Raw genomic sequence first — 17439 nt, forward strand, 5'->3', positions numbered from 1 at the left:
AGCACAAACCCAAGCGGAGAGAGTGATGCCTTCGGAGCTCGATCGGCGGATGGATGCGGTGATGGCGGCGCTGACCGCCGACGGCGGCCAGCTACCGCTCGGAAGCATCGAACGTTTCGGCCGGACGCTGCCGATGATCGCGGCCGCCCCGCCGACGCTGCCGGCGTATTTCGCGCACTTCTGCCAGCAGCACCGCGCCGTCGAGTTCCTTGTTGCCGGCGACGAGCGACTAACCTTCGGCACGGTCCACGACCTCGCGATTCGCACCGCGCGTGCCTTGGTCGCTGGCTATGGCATCCGCCGCGGGGACCGCGTTGCGATCGCGGCGCGCAACTCGCCGTCGTGGATCGTGCTCTACATGGCGATCGTCATGGCCGGCGGCGTCGCGACGCTGCTCAACGGCTGGTGGCAGGCCGAGGAGATGGCCGCCGCGCTCGAGGAGGTCGACGTCACACTGGTGTTCGCGGACGCGCCGCGCGCGCGCCGGCTCGCCGAGATGCCCGGCGTAACGGTCGCGGTCGAGACCTTCGACGATCTCCAGCCGGTCGAGCTGGCGCTCGCCGCGGTGCTGGCGCGCGGCGACGCTGCGGTCCTGCCGTCGCTCAGCGGGGACGACCGCGCCACGATCCTGTTCACCTCGGGCTCGACCGGGCGCTCCAAGGGTGCGCTGTCGACCCACACGCAGGTGCTGCAAGGCACGTTCAATTTTCTCGCTTCCGCGCTGATGATGCTGGGGATCGCGGCGCAGGACGGTCAGCTCAGCGGGCTCCAGCCCGCCACCTTGCTCAACCTTCCGCTGTTCCACGTCACCGCGATGGTGCCCACCTTGCTCCAGAGCTTCGCGATGGGGCGCAAGCTGGTGCTGATGCCCAAGTGGGACGCCGAGCAGGCGATGCGATTGATCGAGCGCGAGAAGGTGACGTATTTCGTCGGCGTGCCGCTGATGAGCTTCGAACTGGTCAATCACCCCGAGCGCGCGCGCTACGATCTGTCGAGCGTCACCGACTTCGCCGCGGGCGGGGCGCCCCGCCCGGTCGAGCATGTCCGCCGGATCGACGCCGAGCTCACCGGCGCGCCGCTGATCGGCTATGGCCTGACCGAGACCAACGCGATCGGCACCGGCAACTGGCGCAGCAATTATACCGCCAAGCCCGAATCCGCCGGCCGAGCCTCCGCACCCCTGGTCGAGCTGGCGATCCTCGACGACGCCGGCAACCACCTTCCCCAGGGCGCGACGGGCGAGATCGGCATCCGCTCCGCCGCCAATTTCCAGGAATATTGGGGGCGCCCGGCGGATACCGAAGCAGCGTTCACCGCCGACGGCTACTTCCGCACCGGCGACCTCGGCTATCTCGATCCCGACCGTTACCTCTTCATCGTCGATCGCAAGAAGGACATCATCATCCGCGGCGGCGAGAACATCAGCTGCCAGGAGGTGGAGGCCGCGCTCTACGCCCATCCGTTGGTGGCGGAGGCGGCCGTCTTCGGACTGGCGGACGCGCGCTACGGCGAAGTGCCGGGCGCGGTGGTGCACCTTGGCGAGGCGGGCGGGGTGGCGTGCGAGGATCTCATCGCCTTCCTTACCCAGCATGTCGCGGCGTTCAAGGTGCCGGCGCGGCTGTGGATCGAGGATGCGCCGCTGCCGCGGCTCGGCACCGAGAAGATCGACAAGATCACGCTGCGCCGGCGGTATCGCGCGATTGCCGAGGCCGAGGCGAGGTAGGGTCGGGCTCAGGCCACCAAGGCGCGCTCGGTGTCGAGGCCAGCTTGCGCGATCAGCTGCTCGGTGGTCGAGCGCGCCGCGGCCGTGTCGCCGTTGGCGATCGCCTCGAACAGCTCGCGATGCAGCGGGATCGGGTCGCGATACTGGAGCGGCACGCGATATTTGAAGAAGGTGGTCCAGCGCACCGCCGCCGCGATGCTGCTCGACAAGCTCACCAGCAACTCGTTGCCGGTCGCCTCGAGGATTGCGGCGTGGAAACGCTGGTCCGCGCTCTGCCCTTCCTGGGTGCGCAGGCCCTGCTGCGCCATCACCTCAAGCGCATGCCCCATCCGGGACAATTGCGCGGCGCTGCGCTGCGCCGCGGCGAGCTCGGCTGCGGCGGGCTCGACGATCATGCGCAGCTGGAACAGGCTGCGAACGAAGCCCGGTGGGGGCGCCCCCTCGAACATCCAGGCGAGCAGTTCGGGATCGAGCAGGTTCCACAGCGCGCGGTCCCGCACCCGCGTGCCCGCCTTCGGGCGGCTTTCGACCAGTCCCTTGGCGCTCAGCATGCGCAGGGACTCACGAATGACGCTGCGCGAAACGCCGAACTGCCCCGCCAGTTCGAGTTCACCGGGCAGGACCGATCCGGTCGGATACTGACCCGTGACGATCGCAACGCCGAGCGTGCGCGCGAGCGTGACGTGCGCAGGGCCTCGACGCTCTTCGTTCGCCACCGCTTGTCTCCCTCCCGGACCGGCAGTCTAGGCCGTCGCCGCCGGTCGGCAAGGAAATTGTCTAACAATTCGCGCCCGGCGGGGATGATCCCGCCGTCGCGCCGAGCAGCGCGACCTCGGATATCCGGTCGGGCGGGACCTGCTCCGCGCCGGGTTATCGCTCACACCGGCAGACGCCCGACGATCGTGCTCGTACGCACGTCGCACCGTTGTCCGCGATGCCGTGCTCGAGCCGTCAGGCGGCGACCAGCGCGGCCTCTGTATCCGTGATCCATCCGCCGCCGAGGACGCGGTCGCCGTCGTACAGCACCGCGGCCTGCCCCGGGGCGACGCCATATTCGGGTGAGTCGAAGCACAGCCGGTCGCCCTCGAACCGAGCCGGGACTGGGCGTGCCATCGAGCGGACCTTCGCCGTCAGTGCGCCGCTGAGCGATCCCAGCACGTTCATCCGCTCGAGCCGCGCCGCTGCGACCGCGAGCGCCCCGCGCGGGCCGACCACCACGCGCCGTGTCGCGGGCTCGAGCCGTACGACGTAGAGCGGCTCCGCGCTGCCGCCGATCTCGAGCCCGCGACGCTGGCCCACGGTGTAATGCACCAGCCCGCGATGCTCGCCGAGCTTGCGTCCGGCGAGGTCGACGATGTCGCCGCCGACCGCGGCGTCGGGGCGCAGCGCCTTGACCAGACCGGCGTAGTCACCGTCCGGCACGAAACAGATGTCCTGGCTGTCGGGCTTGTCGGCGACCAGCAGGCTGAGTTCGGCGGCGAGCGCGCGCACGCGCGGCTTGGGCAGCGCGCCGAGCGGGAAGCGCAGATAGTCGAGCTGCGCCTGCGTCGTGGCGAACAGGAAATAGCTCTGGTCGCGCGCGGGATCGGCGGCGCAATGAAGTTCGGCGCCGTGCGCGCCGACGACACGCCTGACATAATGGCCGGTGGCGAGGCAGTCCGCGCCGAGCTCGCGCGCAAGCGTCAGCAGATCGGTGAACTTGGGTCCCATGTTGCACTGGACGCACGGGATCGGGGTCCGTCCGGCGACGTAATCGTCCGCGAATTGATCGATCACGCCGGCGCGGAAGCTGCTCTCGTGATCGAAGACATAGTGCGCGATCCCCAGCTTGTCCGCGACCGCGCGCGCATCGCGGATGTCGCGTCCGGCGCAGCACGCGCCCGCGCGCTTGGTCGCCTCGCCATGATCGTAGAGCTGGAGCGTGACGCCGATCACCTCGGCGCCGCTGCGGGCGGCGAGCGCCGCGACCACCGAACTGTCGACCCCGCCCGACATTGCCACGACGATGCGGCGCGCGCCCGGCGCGAGCTGGAAATCCACGCTGTCCATGATGGGTCAGCGGATACTCCCTTCGGCCCTGCCGCGTAAACCGAAATGAACGAAGCGTTGCCGCGCACTTTACGCGACCTTCAGACCGAGCGCGCTAATGCGCGGGCATGTCACTGGAACCGACCGCGTCCGATCCACCGCTCCTCGCTGCGCTGCGGCGACGTCAGCTCGCGTCGCGTACGGCTCAGGTGGCACGCGCGCTCGACGCCACACCGGGCGAGCGCGCGGGAGCGGGCACGTTCAACGCCACCGCGGCCGCCGCATTGAGCCATTGGAACAGGCATGAATAGCTCGTTTACTGCGCCGTTTTAGGACCCGTTCAACCAGCGTCCGTTACGGTTGGGACACAACACGGGTCCAACGTAGCGAGGGGGTCGACCCCCCGAAACCGAGGTAAGGAATGATCGAGAACCAAAAGATTCGGCCGGCCAAGGTGATAGGTCCGCTCGGCGAGCCGCTCACGCTTGATTCGCTGCCGCCGGCGGACACCACCCGCTGGGTGGTGCGACGCAAGGCCGAGGTGGTCGCGGCGGTTAACGGGGGGCTGTTGACCGTGGACGAGGTGTGCCAGCGCTACGGGCTGACGGTCGAGGAGTTCGCCGGATGGCAGCGCGCGATCGATCGCTCGGGCATGCCGGGGCTGCGGGTCACCCGAATCCAGCACTATAAGTCGCTTTACGAGCGGCAGCAGAACTTCTAACGCAGACGTCCCATTTTCAGAATTACGGGGCCGGAACAATGGGCCGGCCTCGTGAGTATTCCCCGGCAGAGCCCGTCACCGTGTGGGCGTATCGCAGGGGAGTATCGTTATGGGTATCATCATCTGGCTCGTTATCGGCGGCGTCATCGGCTGGCTCGCCAGCATCATCATGCGCACTGATGCGCAGCAGGGCATTTTCCTGAACATCGTCGTCGGCGTGGTCGGTGCCTTCATCGGTGGTCTGCTGTTCACCGGCGGTTCGATCAACAATGCGCCGCTGACGATCTACTCGTTCCTGGTGTCGCTGGTCGGTGCGGTTGTGCTGCTCGCGATCGTGAACCTGGTTCGTCGCGGTCGGGTGCGCTGAGCGCCTTCTCGGCGTAACCTTCGCGGAGCTTGACGAGGCGGTCACCCATGGGGTGGCCGCCTCTCGCTTTATGGGGTCCTCCCAACTTGGCGAGGCGACTTATACCTCGTCCTGATCGTCCTGCCGGCAGCTGAGGTCCCGAGGCGCGCCCCGGAACGCCTTACTTCAGGAGAAACCGCACGTTGAGGGTCGCACTCAGCTCGCTCTCGCCGGGGAGAACCGCGCTGCTCTCGTCCGCGCGTGCCGCCGCCATGCGCATCTGCACGAACGGTCGTGGCGGCTCGCCGTCGCTCTCGCCTGCCTCGTTGATCGAGACGATGCGGTCGACGGTCAACCCGGCCGCCTTGGCATAGAGCGCGGCTCGGGCGCGCGCGCGCGCCACCGCGTCGGTGCGTGCCGCGTCAAGCGCGCCCTGTGCATCGGAGAGCGACAGGGTGGGGCCGTCGATTTGATTGGCGCCGGCGCGTACCAGCGCGTCGAGGACGGGCCCCGCCTTGGCGACGTCGCGGAAGCGCACGGTCACCGCGTTGCTCGCCTGATAGCCGGTGATCGCAGGCGGCTGGTTCTCGGCGTACCGGTATTGCGGCGATAGCGCGACGCGACTGGTGGCGATATCGCGCGGTGCGATGCCTGCGCTCTTCAGCGCGGCCACGACGGCGGCCATGCGTTGTGCATTCTGGATCATCGCCGTGGCCGCAACTGCATCCTGCGTCACCACGCCGGCGCGCACAGTGGCGAGATCCGGCACGCGCGCGATCCGGCCGACCGCGGTCACGTCGAGAATCGTACCGTCCGGCACCACCGTCCCCATCGGCAGCGGTGCCTGCGCCATCGCCGCGACGGGTACACTCCCCAGCGCCAACAGCGCTCCAGCCCAGACGCGCTTCATCGTTTCAGCTCCTGTTGTTCAACACCTTGCGCTGTGTTGGTCCGCGGCGGAACGCAAGCTGAACGCGACAAGCGACGATGTCGCTTGCACAAAATGTTGCGCTCAGGCAGCGCCAGACTTGTACGCGGTGATGTATGCAGGTAATACACGCCGGCGGAGGGGGATGGATGACGTACGAGGGTGGCACGCTCCAGGGCGAGCAGCTGATGATCGAGGATGCGACGCCGCGGCGTCGGCGCCGATGGGTGCTGATCGCCGGTATCGCGCTCCTGCTGGCCGCGCTCGTCGGCTATTTCGCCACCCGTCACAAGGACGCGCCCAACGCCGCGCCGGCCGATCAGGCGCCCACCGTCACGGTGGTGGTGCCGGGCGCCGAGTCGGTGGCGCGTCGCGTCAGTGCCACGGGCTCGCTTGCCGCCAAGCGCGAGATGCCGGTCGGTGTGGCGGGTGAGGGCGGTATGGTCAGCCGGGTGCTGGTCGAGCCGGGCCAGTGGGTTCGCGAGGGCCAGGTGCTCGCCACGATCGACCGCTCGGTCCAGGTGCAGACCGCCGAGTCGCTCGCCTCGCAGATCGCGGTGGCGCGCTCCGACCTCACGCTCGCGCAGGCCGAGCTGGAGCGGGCGCAAAGCCTCGTTGACCGCGGCTTCATCTCCAAGGCGGACGTGCAGCGTCGCATCGCCACCCGCGATGCCGCCGCGGCGCGGTTGAAGGTGGCGGGCGCGACCTATTCGGAGCAGCGCGCGCGCAACGCGCGGCTCGACATCCGTGCCCCCGCCGCAGGCCTGATCCTCACGCGCGGCGTCGAGCCGGGACAGATCGTCAGCTCTGCTTCGGGCACGCTGTTCCGCATGGCGCGCGACGGCCAGATGGAGATGCGCGCGCAGCTCGCCGAAAACGACCTGCGAGGCGTCCGCGTCGGCTCGGCCGCGACGGTGACGCCGGTGGGCGACACGCGCTCGTTCGAGGGGCGCGTGTGGCAGATCGCACCGATCATCGACACGCAGACCCGCCAGGGCATCGCCCGGATACAGCTGTCCTATGATCCTGCGCTGCGTCCGGGAGGCTTCGCTTCCGCCACGATCGTGGCGGGTGCGGCGCGCGAGCCCGAGCTGCCGCAATCCGCTTTGCTGAGCGACGACCGCGGCAATTACGTGTACATCATCGACGCAGAGAATCGCGCACTGCGCCGTGACGTGAAGCTGGGCACGGTGACCGAGGATCGCGTTGCGATCGCCAGCGGTCTCAAGGGTGACGAGCGCGTGGTGCAGTCGGCGGGCGCGTTCCTCAATCCGGGTCAGAAGGTCAAACCGGTGCGGGCACGCGTCGCGGCCAAGTAGAGCGGGATCAGGTCCATGGGCTTTCGCAACATCTCCGCCTGGTCGATCCGCAACCCGGTGCCAGCGATCGTCTTGTTCGTGATGCTGACGGTAGCGGGCATCGTCAGCTTCATCCGGATGGACATTAACGACTCGCCGGACATCGACTTTCCGGCGGTGATGATCACGATCACTCAGCCGGGCGCCGCGCCAAGCGAGCTCGAGACCCAGGTGACCCAGCGGATCGAGGCCGCGGTGCGCACGCTGGAAGGCGTCGACGAAATCCAGTCGTTCGTGTCCGAAGGCAATTCGACGACCATGGTGCAGATGGCGATCGGCCAGTCGGTCGATCGCGCGGTCAACGAGGCGCGGGATGCGGTGACGCAGATCCGTGGCAACCTGCCCGAGGGGATCCTCGAGCCGCAGGTCAGCCGCGTGAAGATCAACGACAATGATCTCGGCAGCTACAGCGCCATCGCCACCGACATGACGATCGAGCAGCTCAGCTGGTACATCGACAATACCGTGACCAAGGAGCTGCTCTCGGTCCCCGGCATGGGCGGGGTCGAACGCAACGGCGGCGTCAGCCGCGAGATCCGCGTTATCCTCGATCCCGCGCGGCTGGCGGCGCAGGGGCTGACCGCAAGCCAGATCAACCAGCAGCTGCGCCAGGTGAACCTCGACGCGCCGGGCGGCCGCGCCGAGATCGCGGGGGCGGAGCAGTCGGTCCGCGTGCTCGGCAATGCCCGCACCGCTTATGACCTCGGCCAGACGCAGATCAACGTCGGCGACGGGCGCACCATCCGCCTCGCCGACGTCGCCACGGTGCGCGACCTCTATGCCGAGCAGCGCTCCGCGGCGGCGGTAAATGGCCGCCCGGTGATCAGCTTCGACTTCAAGCGCGCCAAGGGCTCGTCCGACGTCACCGTCTTTCGTGAAGGCAAGAAGAAGCTGGAGGAGCTGGAGAAACGCAACCCGCGCGTGAAGTTCCGGCTGCGCGTGGACGGTTCGAAATATCCGCTGGAGCAATATAAGTCCGCGATCCACGCGATGATCGAGGGCGCGATCCTCGCTGTCGTGGTGGTGTTCCTGTTCCTGCGCGACTGGCGCGCCACGGTGATCTCGGCGCTGGCGATCCCGCTCTCCGCGATCCCGACTTTCTGGTTTATGGAGCTGATGAACTTCACGCTCAATGAAATGACCATGCTCGCCTTGAGCCTGGTGGCGGGCGTGCTGGTGGACGACGCGATCGTCGAGATCGAGAACATCGTCCGCCATATGCGCATGGGCAAGACGGCCTATCAGGCGTCGATCGACGCGGCCGACGAGATCGGGCTGGCGGTGCTGGCGACGACGATGGCGATCGTCGCGGTGTTCCTGCCGGTCGGTCTGATGCCGGGCATCTCGGGGCAGTTCTTCAAGAATTTCGGCCTCACCGTGGTGGTGGCAGTGCTGATGAGCCTCGCGGTGGCGCGGCTGATCACGCCGATGATCGCGGCCTATTTCCTGCGCGCCGGCGGGCATGTCGAACATGGCGGCGGCCCGGTGATGAACTTCTACCAGCGAGTCCTCGCCTGGACGCTCGACGAGGCCGGTGCGCCCGCCGCACGCGCCAAGGGCGGTGTGCACCGCGTGCTCGGCTACTGGCGCGATCATCGCCTGTGGGTGGTGATGATGGGAGTAGGCGCGTTCGTCCTCACCCTCGTGTTGTTCACGCAGATCCCGATGGCGTTCCAGCCCGCGTCGGACCAGCCGCGCAGCACGGTGACGATCACCATGCCGCCGGGCAGCACGCTGGAGACGACGCAAGGTGTGGTCGACCAGGTCTACGATCTGATCCGCAAGCAGCCCGAGGTGGAGAGCGTCTATACCCGCACTCTGGTGGGCTCGGGCCGCGTGACCGCGCAGCTGCGCGAGAAGCGCGACAAGACCTCGACCGAGTTCGAGCGCGGCCTCGCCCCCGAACTCGCCAAGATCGCCGACGCGCGCGTGAACTTCCAGTCGCAATTCGGGTTCGGCGACAACAATCGCGACATCTCGGTGACGCTCGGCGGCGACGACCCGGTGTTGCTGCGTCAGGCGGCAGATCGCGTGGTGCAGGACATGGCGAAGCTGCCGGGGCTGATCGCGCCGCGGATCGCGGGCGATCTCAACCGCCCCGAGATCATCATCAAGCCGCGGCTCGACCTCGCCGCCAACCTGGGGGTGACCACGGCGGCGCTGTCCAACGCGATCCGTATCGCGACGATCGGCGACATCGATCAGAACAGCGCGCGCTTCTCTTTGAGCGATCGGCAGATCCCGATCCGCGTCGCGCTGGAGCAGAGCTCGCGCTCGCGGCTGGCGACGATCCAGAACCTGCCGGTGCAGACGCAGAGCGGTGGGTCGGTGCCGCTCAACCTGGTCGCCGAGATCGGCTTCGGCTCAGGCCCGACCCGCATCCAGCGGATCAACCAGCAGCGCCAGCTGACCATCGGCGCCGATCTCGCGCCGGGGGTCGCCACCAGCGTCGCCATGCCCAAGATCAAGCAGCTGCCGTCGATGAAGACGCTGCCGGTCGGCGTGGAAGAGCTCAATGTCGGCCAGGCCAAGTGGCAGCTCGAGATGCTGATGAACTTCGTCACCGCGGTGCTGTCGGGCGTGTTCCTGGTCTTCTCGGTGCTGGTGCTGCTGTACCGCCGGCTGCTGCCGCCTCTGGTCAACATGGGCTCGCTGCTGCTCGCCCCACTCGGCGGCCTGCTCGCATTGCTGATCTCGGGTGACGCGCTGTCCATGCCGGTGTTCATCGGGCTGCTGATGCTGCTCGGCATCGTCGCGAAGAACTCGATCCTGTTGATCGACTTCGCGCTCGAAGAGATGACGGCCGGTGTCGCGGCTCATGCCGCAATCACCGATGCCGGGCGCAAGCGCGCGCAGCCGATCGTGATGACCACGGTGGCGATGGTAGCTGGCATGGTGCCGACCGCGCTCTCACTGTCGGGTGACGGCGCGTGGCGCGCGCCGATGGGGATCGTCGTGATCGGCGGGCTGACCGTGTCGACGCTGCTGACGCTGCTGATCGTCCCCGCCGCCTTCTCGCTCGCGATCGGGATCGAGCGGCGTGTCGGGCCGTGGCTCGGCCGCCGCCTGCTCACCTATCGCCCCGGCGACGATGGCGCGCTGATCGAGCATGCGCCGCAGCCGGCGATCCCGGCGCCGCCGGGCCGGATCGGCTTCCATGAGGACGGCACCAGCCCCGCGGAGTGACGGGCCGCTGGGCGGGACGGCGGCGTGCCGAGGCGGGTAGCGGCTTACCACGGCCTCCCACCCTGGCGGATGCCGACTTCCAGTTGGGAAACGCTCGTGGGCCGCACCATGGCCTTACCACCTGAACGCCGGCGTGCGCCGGGGTGGTACGAGGGAAGGGGCAGACTGCCCGTCAGATCGCCCTGGCAAGATTGTCGGGCGTTATTCTCAACACAACCAACCTTGAACATTCGCTCCCCTCGCGGATTGTCCCGGTGATGCCAGCGCTTGCCCGATCCGCCGCACCCCCGCCTGCCCTGGTGCGGATGCGGCTGGTCGCGACCGGGCTGCTGGTGCTGATGGCGGGTGTCTTCCTCGTCTCGCGTTCGCTCGAGCCGCACCATTCCGGTTGGGGTTTCGTGCGCGCCTTTGCCGAGGCGGCGATGGTGGGCGGTCTCGCCGACTGGTTCGCCGTCACCGCGCTGTTCCGTCATCCGCTCGCGCTGCCGATCCCGCACACCGCGATCATCCCGCGCAACAAGGATCGCATCGGCGACCAGCTCGCGCAGTTTCTCCGTGAGTATTTCCTCGTGCCTGCGGTGGTGGCGCGACGCATGGGGCGCGTCGACGTCGCGGGTGCGGCGGGGCGCTGGCTCGCGCACCCGCCAGGGGAGGGCAGCCGGCTGACGCGCGGCGTGTCGCGGCTTGCGGTGGAGGTGCTTCAGTCGCTCGATCAGGAGCGGCTCGGCGGCATGGTGCGCGCGATGCTGGTGGCGCGGGTGCGCGAGGCGCGGCTCGCGCCGATGCTCGGGCGGGCGCTCGCCGCTGCGCTGGCCGAGGGACGGCACCTTGCGGTGATCGATCATCTGATCCTGTGGGCGCGGGACGCACTCGCCGCCAACGAACATCTTGTCAGGGCTATGGTGCATGATCGCGCCGGCTCGATCCTGCGCTGGACCGGGCTGGACGAGACGCTCGCCAACAAGATCGTCGACGGGCTCGACAAGATGGTGGCGGAGATGGCGGACAACCGCGACCACCCGCTGCGGCAGAAGGCAGAGGACGGGTTGGCGCAATTTGCCGAACGGCTCCAGCACGATCCGGCGATGCATGCTCGGGTCGAGACGCTCAAGCTGGAGCTACTCGGGAATCCGGCGATGCAGGACTGGATCAACGGCCTGTGGGAGCAGGCGCGCGCGGCGATGCTGCGTGCCGCGCGCGACCCCGAAGCGGTGCTGCGCGGCGGGCTGGGCGATGCGCTTCGCCAGCTCGGTGCGACGCTGCGCGACGAACCCGCGCTCGGTCGGACGATCAACCGCTTCGTGCGACGCGCCGCGGTCGGCGCGGCAGCCGATTATGGCGACGCGATCGTGCGGCTGGTGTCGGAGACGGTGCGCGGCTGGGACACCCGCACGATCACGCTGCGGCTCGAGCATGCGGTGGGCAAGGACCTGCAGTTCATCCGCGTCAACGGCACGCTTGTGGGCGGACTGGTCGGCGTGTTGATCCACGCGGTCGACGTGCTGCTGTGAGTCGCCGCCGTCACCCGGGCGCAGGATGGGGGCCGGTGGCGCGCCCTTGGTGAAAGCCGCGGCTGCTCTCCAGCTGCGCCCAAGCCTCGCCGGAGCGACGGGGAGGGGGAGCGATGCTGACACTTGCATCAGAGATACGCCCGCGGAACGAACCGCGCATCGGAACGCTTGTGGCGCTATGAGCTTTGCCGCATGGGATAACAGATGACCGCGGCAGCCGATTTCAGCGAGGAACGCGACGGCGCGGCGCCGGTGCTCCGCTTCACCGGCGATCTGTCGCTGGCGCGATTGGGCAATCTGCCCGATCGGCTTGGTCAGTATCAGGGTACGGTGAAAACCGTCGACCTCTCCAGCGTCGATCGCATCGACACCATCGGCGCCTGGGTGGTGCACCGCTTCGCGCGCCAGCATGGCGCGGCGATCGAGGGGCTGGACGAGGACGCGCGTCATCTGTTCGAGCAGGTCGAGGCCGCCGACCAACCGGTGCAGATGCGCCCGCGATCGGGGTCGTCGTTCCGGCGGGTGCTCGGCGAGATCGGCGCGGCGACCTCGAACGCGGCGCGCACCTCGCTCGGCCTGCTCGGCTTCCTCGGCGCGACGCTGATCGCGTTCGGCGGTGTGATCCGCCATCCCAGTCGATTCCGCTTCAACGCCACGGTGCAGCGCTTCGAGGTGGTCGGCGTCTCCGCGCTGGGCATCATCGGGCTGATGAGCTTCCTGATTGGCATCGTCATCGCGCAGCAGGGCGCGGTGCAGCTCCGCCAGTTCGGCGCCGAGGCGTTCACGATCAATCTCGTCGGCCGCATCACGCTGCGCGAGCTGGGCGTGCTGATGACCGCCATCATGGTGGCGGGTCGCTCGGGCTCCGCATTCGCGGCGCAGCTCGGCACAATGCAGCTCACCGAGGAAATCGACGCGATGCGCACGATCGGCGTCTCGCCGATGGAAGCGCTGGTGTTGCCGCGCACGATCGCGGCGATCGTGCTGATGCCGCTGCTGGGTTTCTACGCCTCGGTGCTGTCGATCATCGGCGGCGGGCTGCTGTGCTGGTTCGCGCTCGACATCCCGCCGGTCGCCTATGTCGCGCGCATCCGCGAGGTGGTCCCGATCACCGACCTGTTCGTCGGGCTGATCAAGGCGCCGGTGTTCGGCGCGATCATCGCGGTCGCGGGCTGCTTCCAGGGGATGCAGGTGAAGGGTGACGCCGAACAGGTGGGGCTCAAGACCACCTCGGCGGTGGTGCAGGCGATCTTCATGGTGATCGTGGTGGACGCCTTCTTCGCGGTGTTCTTCGAACAGATCGGCTGGATCTGATGGCGCGTCGTTCCTCCGCGCGGCGCGACGAGCCGATCATCCGGGTCAAGGGCCTGCGCAACAGCTTCGGCGATGCGGTGATCCACGACAACCTCGACCTCGAGGTGCGCCGCGGCGAGATCCTCGGCGTCGTCGGCGGCTCGGGCACGGGCAAGTCGGTGCTGATGCGCTCGATCATCGGGCTGCAGTCACCTGACCATGGTGAGGTCGAAGTATTCGGCGAGCCGACGCTCGGCCGCTCCGAGCATGAGACGGTGGAGATCCGCAAACGCTGGGGCGTGCTGTTCCAGGGCGGCGCGCTGTTCTCGACGCTGACGGTGGCCGAGAACGTCCAGGTGCCGCTGCGTGAATTCTATCCCGGGCTCGACCTCGCCCTGCTCGATGAGATCGCCTCGTACAAGGTGGTGATGACCGGGTTGCCTGCCGACGCCGGGCCGAAATACCCGGCCGAGCTGTCGGGCGGCATGAAGAAGCGGGCAGGCCTCGCGCGCGCGCTCGCGCTCGATCCCGAGCTGTTGTTCCTCGACGAGCCCACCGCGGGGCTCGATCCGATCGGTGCCGCGGCGTTCGACGAGCTCACCCGCGCGCTACAGAAGACGCTGGGACTGACCGTGTTCCTGATCACGCACGACCTCGATACGCTGTACGCGATCTGCGACCGCGTCGCCGTGCTGGCGGACAAGAAGGTGATCGCAGTGGGCACGATCGACGAGCTGCTCGCGCTCGATCACCCCTGGATTCAGGAATATTTCAACGGGCCGCGCGGGCGTGCCGCGGTGGCGTCGCAGAAAGCCGCGGCGGAGCGTGTCGACGCAGCCGACGCGGACGCGCGCGCGCACCCGACCGAGGTGAAGGAGCGCGTCACCGGGCAGCACAGCCAGGGCGGTCTCGCCGACAACAGGGCCCGCGGGGCCGCAGGGGCAGAGTGATGGAAACGCGATCGAATCACGTCCTCGTCGGCGCCGTCGTGCTGATCCTGCTGGCGATGGTGGCCATCTTCACGGTGTGGATCGCGCGGATCGGCGGTCACGAAGAGCGCGAGTACGACATCTTCTTCCGTCAGGCGGTCGATGGTCTCGCCAAGGGATCGTCGGTCACCTTCTCGGGCGTGCCCTCGGGACAGGTGAAGTCGATCTCGCTGTGGCAGCCCGACCCGCAGTTCGTTCGCGTCCGCATCAGCGTCAACGGCGAGACGCCGATCCTGCGCGGCACCACTGCGACGATCCAGGGCAGCTTCACCGGCACCAGCACGGTCAGCCTGGACGGTGCGATCAAGGGTGCTCCGCCGATCACCTGCCCGGAGAATGACGCGGGCAACGTCTGCCCGCTCGGCAAGCCGGTGATCCCGACCAAGACCGGCGGCATCGGCGCCATCCTCAACTCGGCGCCGCAGCTGCTGGAGCGGCTGTCGACGCTCACCGAGCGGCTGACGGGCATGCTGAGCGACCGCAACCAGGCCTCGATCGCCGGTATCCTCGACAACACCAACCGGCTGACCGACGCGCTGGCCGATCGCGGTCCCGAGATCGCGGCGACGCTGGCGCAGACCCGCGTCGCGATCGCGCAGGCGGGCAATGCCGCGCAGCAGATCGGCCAGCTGGCGCAGACCACCAACGGCGTGCTCGCCAATGACGTGCAGCCGGCGATGGCGAACCTCAACAAGGCGATCACGTCGGCGCAGGCGAGCGCGGACACGCTCAACGCCGCGATCGGCGACGCGCGGCCGGGCCTGACCACCTTCAGCAAGCAGACGATCCCGCAGATCAACCAGCTGGTGCGCGACCTGCGCGTCACCACCTCGTCGCTCTCGGCGATCTCCGAACGGGTCGAGCAGGGCGGCGCCGGCTCCCTGATCGGGCAACAGAAGCTGCCGGACTACAAGGGGAAATGATCGTGCGGTCCTTGGCCAACAAGCTCCTCGTCGCGGCGGTGCCGGTGCTGCTGGCGGGCTGCGTGCGGTTCGGCGCGGAGCCGCCGCCCTCGCTGCTGACGATCGCGGCGCAATCGCAGCCGCAGCCGGGCGTGGCGCAGAATTCTGCAAACGCGCGCTCGATCGTGGTGCAGGTGCCCGCGGTGCCGAGCGCGATCGCGACGACGCGCGTGCCGGTACAGGAAAGCGACACCACGATCGCCTACGTCAAGGAGGCGCAATGGGCCGAGCCGCCGGCGCGGCTGTTCGCGCGCCTGCTCGCGGACACGGTGACCGCGCGCGCCAACATGGTGGTGCTCTCGCCCGCACAGTCGTTCAGCGATCCCAGCGCCAATCTGGCGGGCGAGCTGCGCTGGTTCGGCGTCGATGCGGCGCAGCGGCAGGCGGTGGTGATCTACGACGCCGCACTGACGCCGTCGGGCCAGACCAACGTGGAGAAGCGCCGCTTCGAGGCGCGCGTGCCCGTCGCCGCGATCGACGCGCCGTCGGCCGGGGCAGGGTTGAGCCAGGCGGCCAATCAGGTCGCGCAGCAGGTTGCCGACTGGGTCGCAACGCAACGCTGAGCGAACGGTGGCGCGTCGCGGCTTGCGCCGCGACGTGAGAGCCACTAGGCGAGCGAAGGTCCGGGTATGCGGAGCGGTGGCCGAGTGGTCGAAGGCGCTCGCCTGGAAAGTGAGTATACGCCAAAAGCGTATCGAGGGTTCGAATCCCTCCCGCTCCGCCAACCGTGCTGCTGAAGACGGCAGAAACCCGGGTTTGTTGCTCAACAGGATCTATTGTTCCCACTTTGTTGTGGGATGCAGGCGATCAGCACTGAACCGTTGCGAACGCTGAGCCGCTATGCCGACCCACTGATTTCGACAATCCGTCGCACCCCAGGTGCGCTCTCTCTCCGGTCGCGTCCTCGTTACTCAGGTCACAGTGGCGATAGAAAATCCGCTGATCTAACCAGCCCGAGGTTGTGATCTCGTTCGTGGCTATGTGCATGTCGTCTTCATAGGCTACCTTACGCGTGAAATTTGCCTTCGACTTGCATGTGATCGTGAACTGCTGTGGTTTGAATGTCGTGGCGGTTCGCGCGGCTGTGCGTGACCTCGTCCGACGTGGTGCGGCGGCTCACGACGTGGGAGAAGGTGTGGGCCGCCGCTCACCGCCGCTATACCGCGGCGGCGCGGGCGGACGCGCTCGGCGATGCGCGCGTAGATGACGGAGGTGGAGCGATGACCAGACCCGCGCGCGTTGAGCACACCGAGCGCTTTGTCTCGCTCGACATGTTTCGCGGTGCGACGATCTTCCTGATGATCGTCGTCAATACCGCCGGGGGCACGCCCTACACGCAGCTGGAGCACGCGCCCTGGATCGGCTTCACGCTCGCCGACCTGATCTATCCCTCGTTCCTGTTCGCGGTCGGCAACGCGATGAGCTTCGCGCTGACACGGCCGATGAGCGACCGCGTCTTCCTGCGCCGCGTGGTGCGCCGCGCGGCGCTGATCTTCCTGCTCGGCGTGCTGTTGTACTGGTACCCCTTCGTCGCCCATGGGGACAGCGGCTGGGCGGTCAAGCCGTTCGCGGAGACGCGGCTGACCGGCGTGCTGCAGCGCATCGCGCTCTGCTACCTGCTCGCCAGCCTCCTCGCGCGCTATCTCACGCCGATGAGGCTCGCGCTCGCCGCGGTCGCGCTGGTGGCCGCGCATTGGGCGATCCTGCTCGGCTTCAGCCCGGCGGGCGAGGCCTTCAGCCGCTTCCACAATGCCGGCACTCTGCTCGACCTGTGGCTGATCGGGCCGGACCATCTATACCGGCACGATCACGGCTTCGACCCCGAGGGCCTGCTGGGAACGCTGCCCGCGACTGCTAACGTGATCGCGGGCTATCTCACGGGATGGGCAGTGCAGCGCTGGGGCAAGCACCGCGTTACTGTGGCGCGACTCGCGGGCGTTGGCGTCGCGCTGAGTCTGCTCACTCTGCTGCTCGCGCCGCTGCTGCCGGTGTCGAAGAAGCTGTGGTCGGGCTCGTTCGTGTCGCTCACCGTAGGGCTCGACCTCGTGCTGCTCGCCACGATGATCGGGCTGATCGAGCTGCGCGGCGCGCGGCTTGGGCGCGGCTTCCTCCAGATGCTCGGCCGCAACCCGCTCGCGCTCTACCTTTTCTCCGAGCTGCTGGTGGTGACGCTCGAGCTGATCCGAGTGCGTCCTGGCATGGGGCTGTACCATTGGATCGGGGTAGCGCTGTTCCAGCGGCTGGCGCCGGGGCCGCTGGGATCGTTGCTGTGCGCCCTGGCCTATACGCTGGTCTGCTGCCTGTTCGCGCGCGCGCTCGACCGCCGAGGGATTATTCTCAAGGTGTGATCCTCGCTGAAGCTTCTTTCGGGCGCGGCGTGGAGGCCGCGTGGGC

At 68.2% G+C, this 17439-nt stretch carries 15 protein-coding genes and 1 tRNA gene; 13 read left to right on the forward strand and 3 right to left on the reverse strand.

Annotated elements, in window-relative coordinates:
• Positions 1-25: 25 nt before the first annotated feature.
• Positions 26-1723 carry a class I adenylate-forming enzyme family protein gene (locus ACMGDM_RS08375; RefSeq protein ID WP_436803684.1) on the forward strand — a complete coding sequence of 566 codons (1698 nt, stop codon included), beginning with the start codon at positions 26-28 and terminating at the stop codon, positions 1721-1723.
• Between the two features lie 8 nt (positions 1724-1731).
• On the opposite strand, the gene ACMGDM_RS08380 is transcribed toward ACMGDM_RS08375, so the two are convergent.
• Both ACMGDM_RS08380 and mnmA read right to left on the reverse strand, forming a co-directional pair.
• Entirely contained in the window at positions 1732-2439 is a 708-nt protein-coding gene (locus ACMGDM_RS08380) for a FadR/GntR family transcriptional regulator (protein WP_436803685.1), read from the reverse strand.
• 235 nt (positions 2440-2674) lie between these two features.
• Entirely contained in the window at positions 2675-3772 is a 1098-nt protein-coding gene (mnmA, locus tag ACMGDM_RS08385) for a tRNA 2-thiouridine(34) synthase MnmA (RefSeq protein ID WP_436803686.1), read from the reverse strand.
• A 107-nt stretch (positions 3773-3879) separates the two neighbouring features.
• Here mnmA and ACMGDM_RS08390 point away from each other — a divergent pair, with 107 nt between their 5' ends.
• The 3 genes from ACMGDM_RS08390 (at position 3880) to ACMGDM_RS08400 (ending at position 4839) form a co-directional block, all read left to right on the forward strand.
• Positions 3880-4062: a hypothetical protein gene (locus tag ACMGDM_RS08390; RefSeq protein WP_436803687.1), complete on the forward strand. Its 183-nt coding sequence runs from the start codon at positions 3880-3882 to the stop codon at positions 4060-4062.
• A 110-nt stretch (positions 4063-4172) separates the two neighbouring features.
• Positions 4173-4472, forward strand: coding sequence for a CtrA inhibitor SciP (sciP, locus tag ACMGDM_RS08395; RefSeq protein ID WP_219754524.1), 300 nt, complete (start codon positions 4173-4175; stop codon positions 4470-4472).
• A gap of 109 nt (positions 4473-4581) precedes the next feature.
• Positions 4582-4839, forward strand: a complete 258-nt coding sequence (locus tag ACMGDM_RS08400; RefSeq protein ID WP_132907161.1) for a GlsB/YeaQ/YmgE family stress response membrane protein — start codon at positions 4582-4584, stop codon at positions 4837-4839.
• Between the two features lie 160 nt (positions 4840-4999).
• Here ACMGDM_RS08400 and ACMGDM_RS08405 read toward each other — a convergent pair whose 3' ends face one another.
• A complete protein-coding gene (locus tag ACMGDM_RS08405) occupies positions 5000-5728 on the reverse strand; it encodes an SIMPL domain-containing protein (RefSeq protein ID WP_436803688.1) in 729 nt (242 codons plus the stop codon).
• A 167-nt stretch (positions 5729-5895) separates the two neighbouring features.
• Between ACMGDM_RS08405 and ACMGDM_RS08410 the strand changes: the two genes are divergently transcribed.
• The 9 genes from ACMGDM_RS08410 to ACMGDM_RS08450 all read left to right on the forward strand — a co-directional run bounded on the left by ACMGDM_RS08410 (position 5896) and on the right by ACMGDM_RS08450 (position 17393).
• Entirely contained in the window at positions 5896-7065 is a 1170-nt protein-coding gene (locus tag ACMGDM_RS08410; RefSeq protein WP_436803689.1) for an efflux RND transporter periplasmic adaptor subunit, read from the forward strand.
• Positions 7066-7080: 15 nt separating this feature from the next.
• A complete protein-coding gene (locus tag ACMGDM_RS08415; RefSeq protein WP_436803690.1) occupies positions 7081-10290 on the forward strand; it encodes an efflux RND transporter permease subunit in 3210 nt (1069 codons plus the stop codon).
• Between the two features lie 257 nt (positions 10291-10547).
• A complete protein-coding gene (locus ACMGDM_RS08420) occupies positions 10548-11801 on the forward strand; it encodes a DUF445 domain-containing protein (protein ID WP_436803691.1) in 1254 nt (417 codons plus the stop codon).
• A 204-nt stretch (positions 11802-12005) separates the two neighbouring features.
• On the forward strand, positions 12006-13115 hold the full coding sequence (locus ACMGDM_RS08425; RefSeq protein ID WP_436803692.1) for an ABC transporter permease: 1110 nt from the start codon (positions 12006-12008) through the stop codon (positions 13113-13115).
• Positions 13115-14044 carry an ABC transporter ATP-binding protein gene (locus tag ACMGDM_RS08430; protein ID WP_436803693.1) on the forward strand — a complete coding sequence of 310 codons (930 nt, stop codon included), beginning with the start codon at positions 13115-13117 and terminating at the stop codon, positions 14042-14044. The genes ACMGDM_RS08425 and ACMGDM_RS08430 overlap by 1 nt, the downstream gene beginning before the upstream one ends.
• The gene (locus ACMGDM_RS08435; RefSeq protein WP_436803694.1) at positions 14044-15006 is read left to right on the forward strand and encodes an MlaD family protein; all 963 of its coding nucleotides are present in this window, start codon (positions 14044-14046) and stop codon (positions 15004-15006) included. The genes ACMGDM_RS08430 and ACMGDM_RS08435 overlap by 1 nt, the downstream gene beginning before the upstream one ends.
• 11 nt (positions 15007-15017) lie before the next feature.
• Positions 15018-15608 (forward strand): ABC-type transport auxiliary lipoprotein family protein, encoded by a 591-nt coding sequence (locus ACMGDM_RS08440; RefSeq protein ID WP_436803695.1) that lies wholly within the window; start codon positions 15018-15020, stop codon positions 15606-15608.
• 70 nt (positions 15609-15678) lie between these two features.
• A tRNA-Ser gene (locus ACMGDM_RS08445) sits at positions 15679-15769 on the forward strand.
• 337 nt (positions 15770-16106) lie between these two features.
• The gene (locus tag ACMGDM_RS08450) at positions 16107-17393 is read left to right on the forward strand and encodes an acyltransferase family protein (RefSeq protein WP_436803696.1); all 1287 of its coding nucleotides are present in this window, start codon (positions 16107-16109) and stop codon (positions 17391-17393) included.
• The last annotated feature ends 46 nt before the right edge of the window (positions 17394-17439 follow it).

Source organism: Sphingomonas larreae (assembly GCF_051400595.1).
GTDB lineage: Bacteria > Pseudomonadota > Alphaproteobacteria > Sphingomonadales > Sphingomonadaceae > Sphingomonas.

Coding starts and splice junctions, on each gene's coding strand:
- ACMGDM_RS08375 (WP_436803684.1), top strand. CDS start 26: ATGCCTTCGGAGCTCGATCGGCGGATGGATGCGGTGATGGCGGCGCTG.
- mnmA (WP_436803686.1), bottom strand. CDS start 3,772: ATGGACAGCGTGGATTTCCAGCTCGCGCCGGGCGCGCGCCGCATCGTC.
- ACMGDM_RS08390 (WP_436803687.1), top strand. CDS start 3,880: ATGTCACTGGAACCGACCGCGTCCGATCCACCGCTCCTCGCTGCGCTG.
- sciP (WP_219754524.1), top strand. CDS start 4,173: ATGATCGAGAACCAAAAGATTCGGCCGGCCAAGGTGATAGGTCCGCTC.
- ACMGDM_RS08400 (WP_132907161.1), top strand. CDS start 4,582: ATGGGTATCATCATCTGGCTCGTTATCGGCGGCGTCATCGGCTGGCTC.
- ACMGDM_RS08405 (WP_436803688.1), bottom strand. CDS start 5,728: ATGAAGCGCGTCTGGGCTGGAGCGCTGTTGGCGCTGGGGAGTGTACCC.
- ACMGDM_RS08410 (WP_436803689.1), top strand. CDS start 5,896: ATGACGTACGAGGGTGGCACGCTCCAGGGCGAGCAGCTGATGATCGAG.
- ACMGDM_RS08415 (WP_436803690.1), top strand. CDS start 7,081: ATGGGCTTTCGCAACATCTCCGCCTGGTCGATCCGCAACCCGGTGCCA.
- ACMGDM_RS08420 (WP_436803691.1), top strand. CDS start 10,548: ATGCCAGCGCTTGCCCGATCCGCCGCACCCCCGCCTGCCCTGGTGCGG.
- ACMGDM_RS08425 (WP_436803692.1), top strand. CDS start 12,006: ATGACCGCGGCAGCCGATTTCAGCGAGGAACGCGACGGCGCGGCGCCG.
- ACMGDM_RS08430 (WP_436803693.1), top strand. CDS start 13,115: ATGGCGCGTCGTTCCTCCGCGCGGCGCGACGAGCCGATCATCCGGGTC.
- ACMGDM_RS08435 (WP_436803694.1), top strand. CDS start 14,044: ATGGAAACGCGATCGAATCACGTCCTCGTCGGCGCCGTCGTGCTGATC.
- ACMGDM_RS08450 (WP_436803696.1), top strand. CDS start 16,107: ATGTCGTGGCGGTTCGCGCGGCTGTGCGTGACCTCGTCCGACGTGGTG.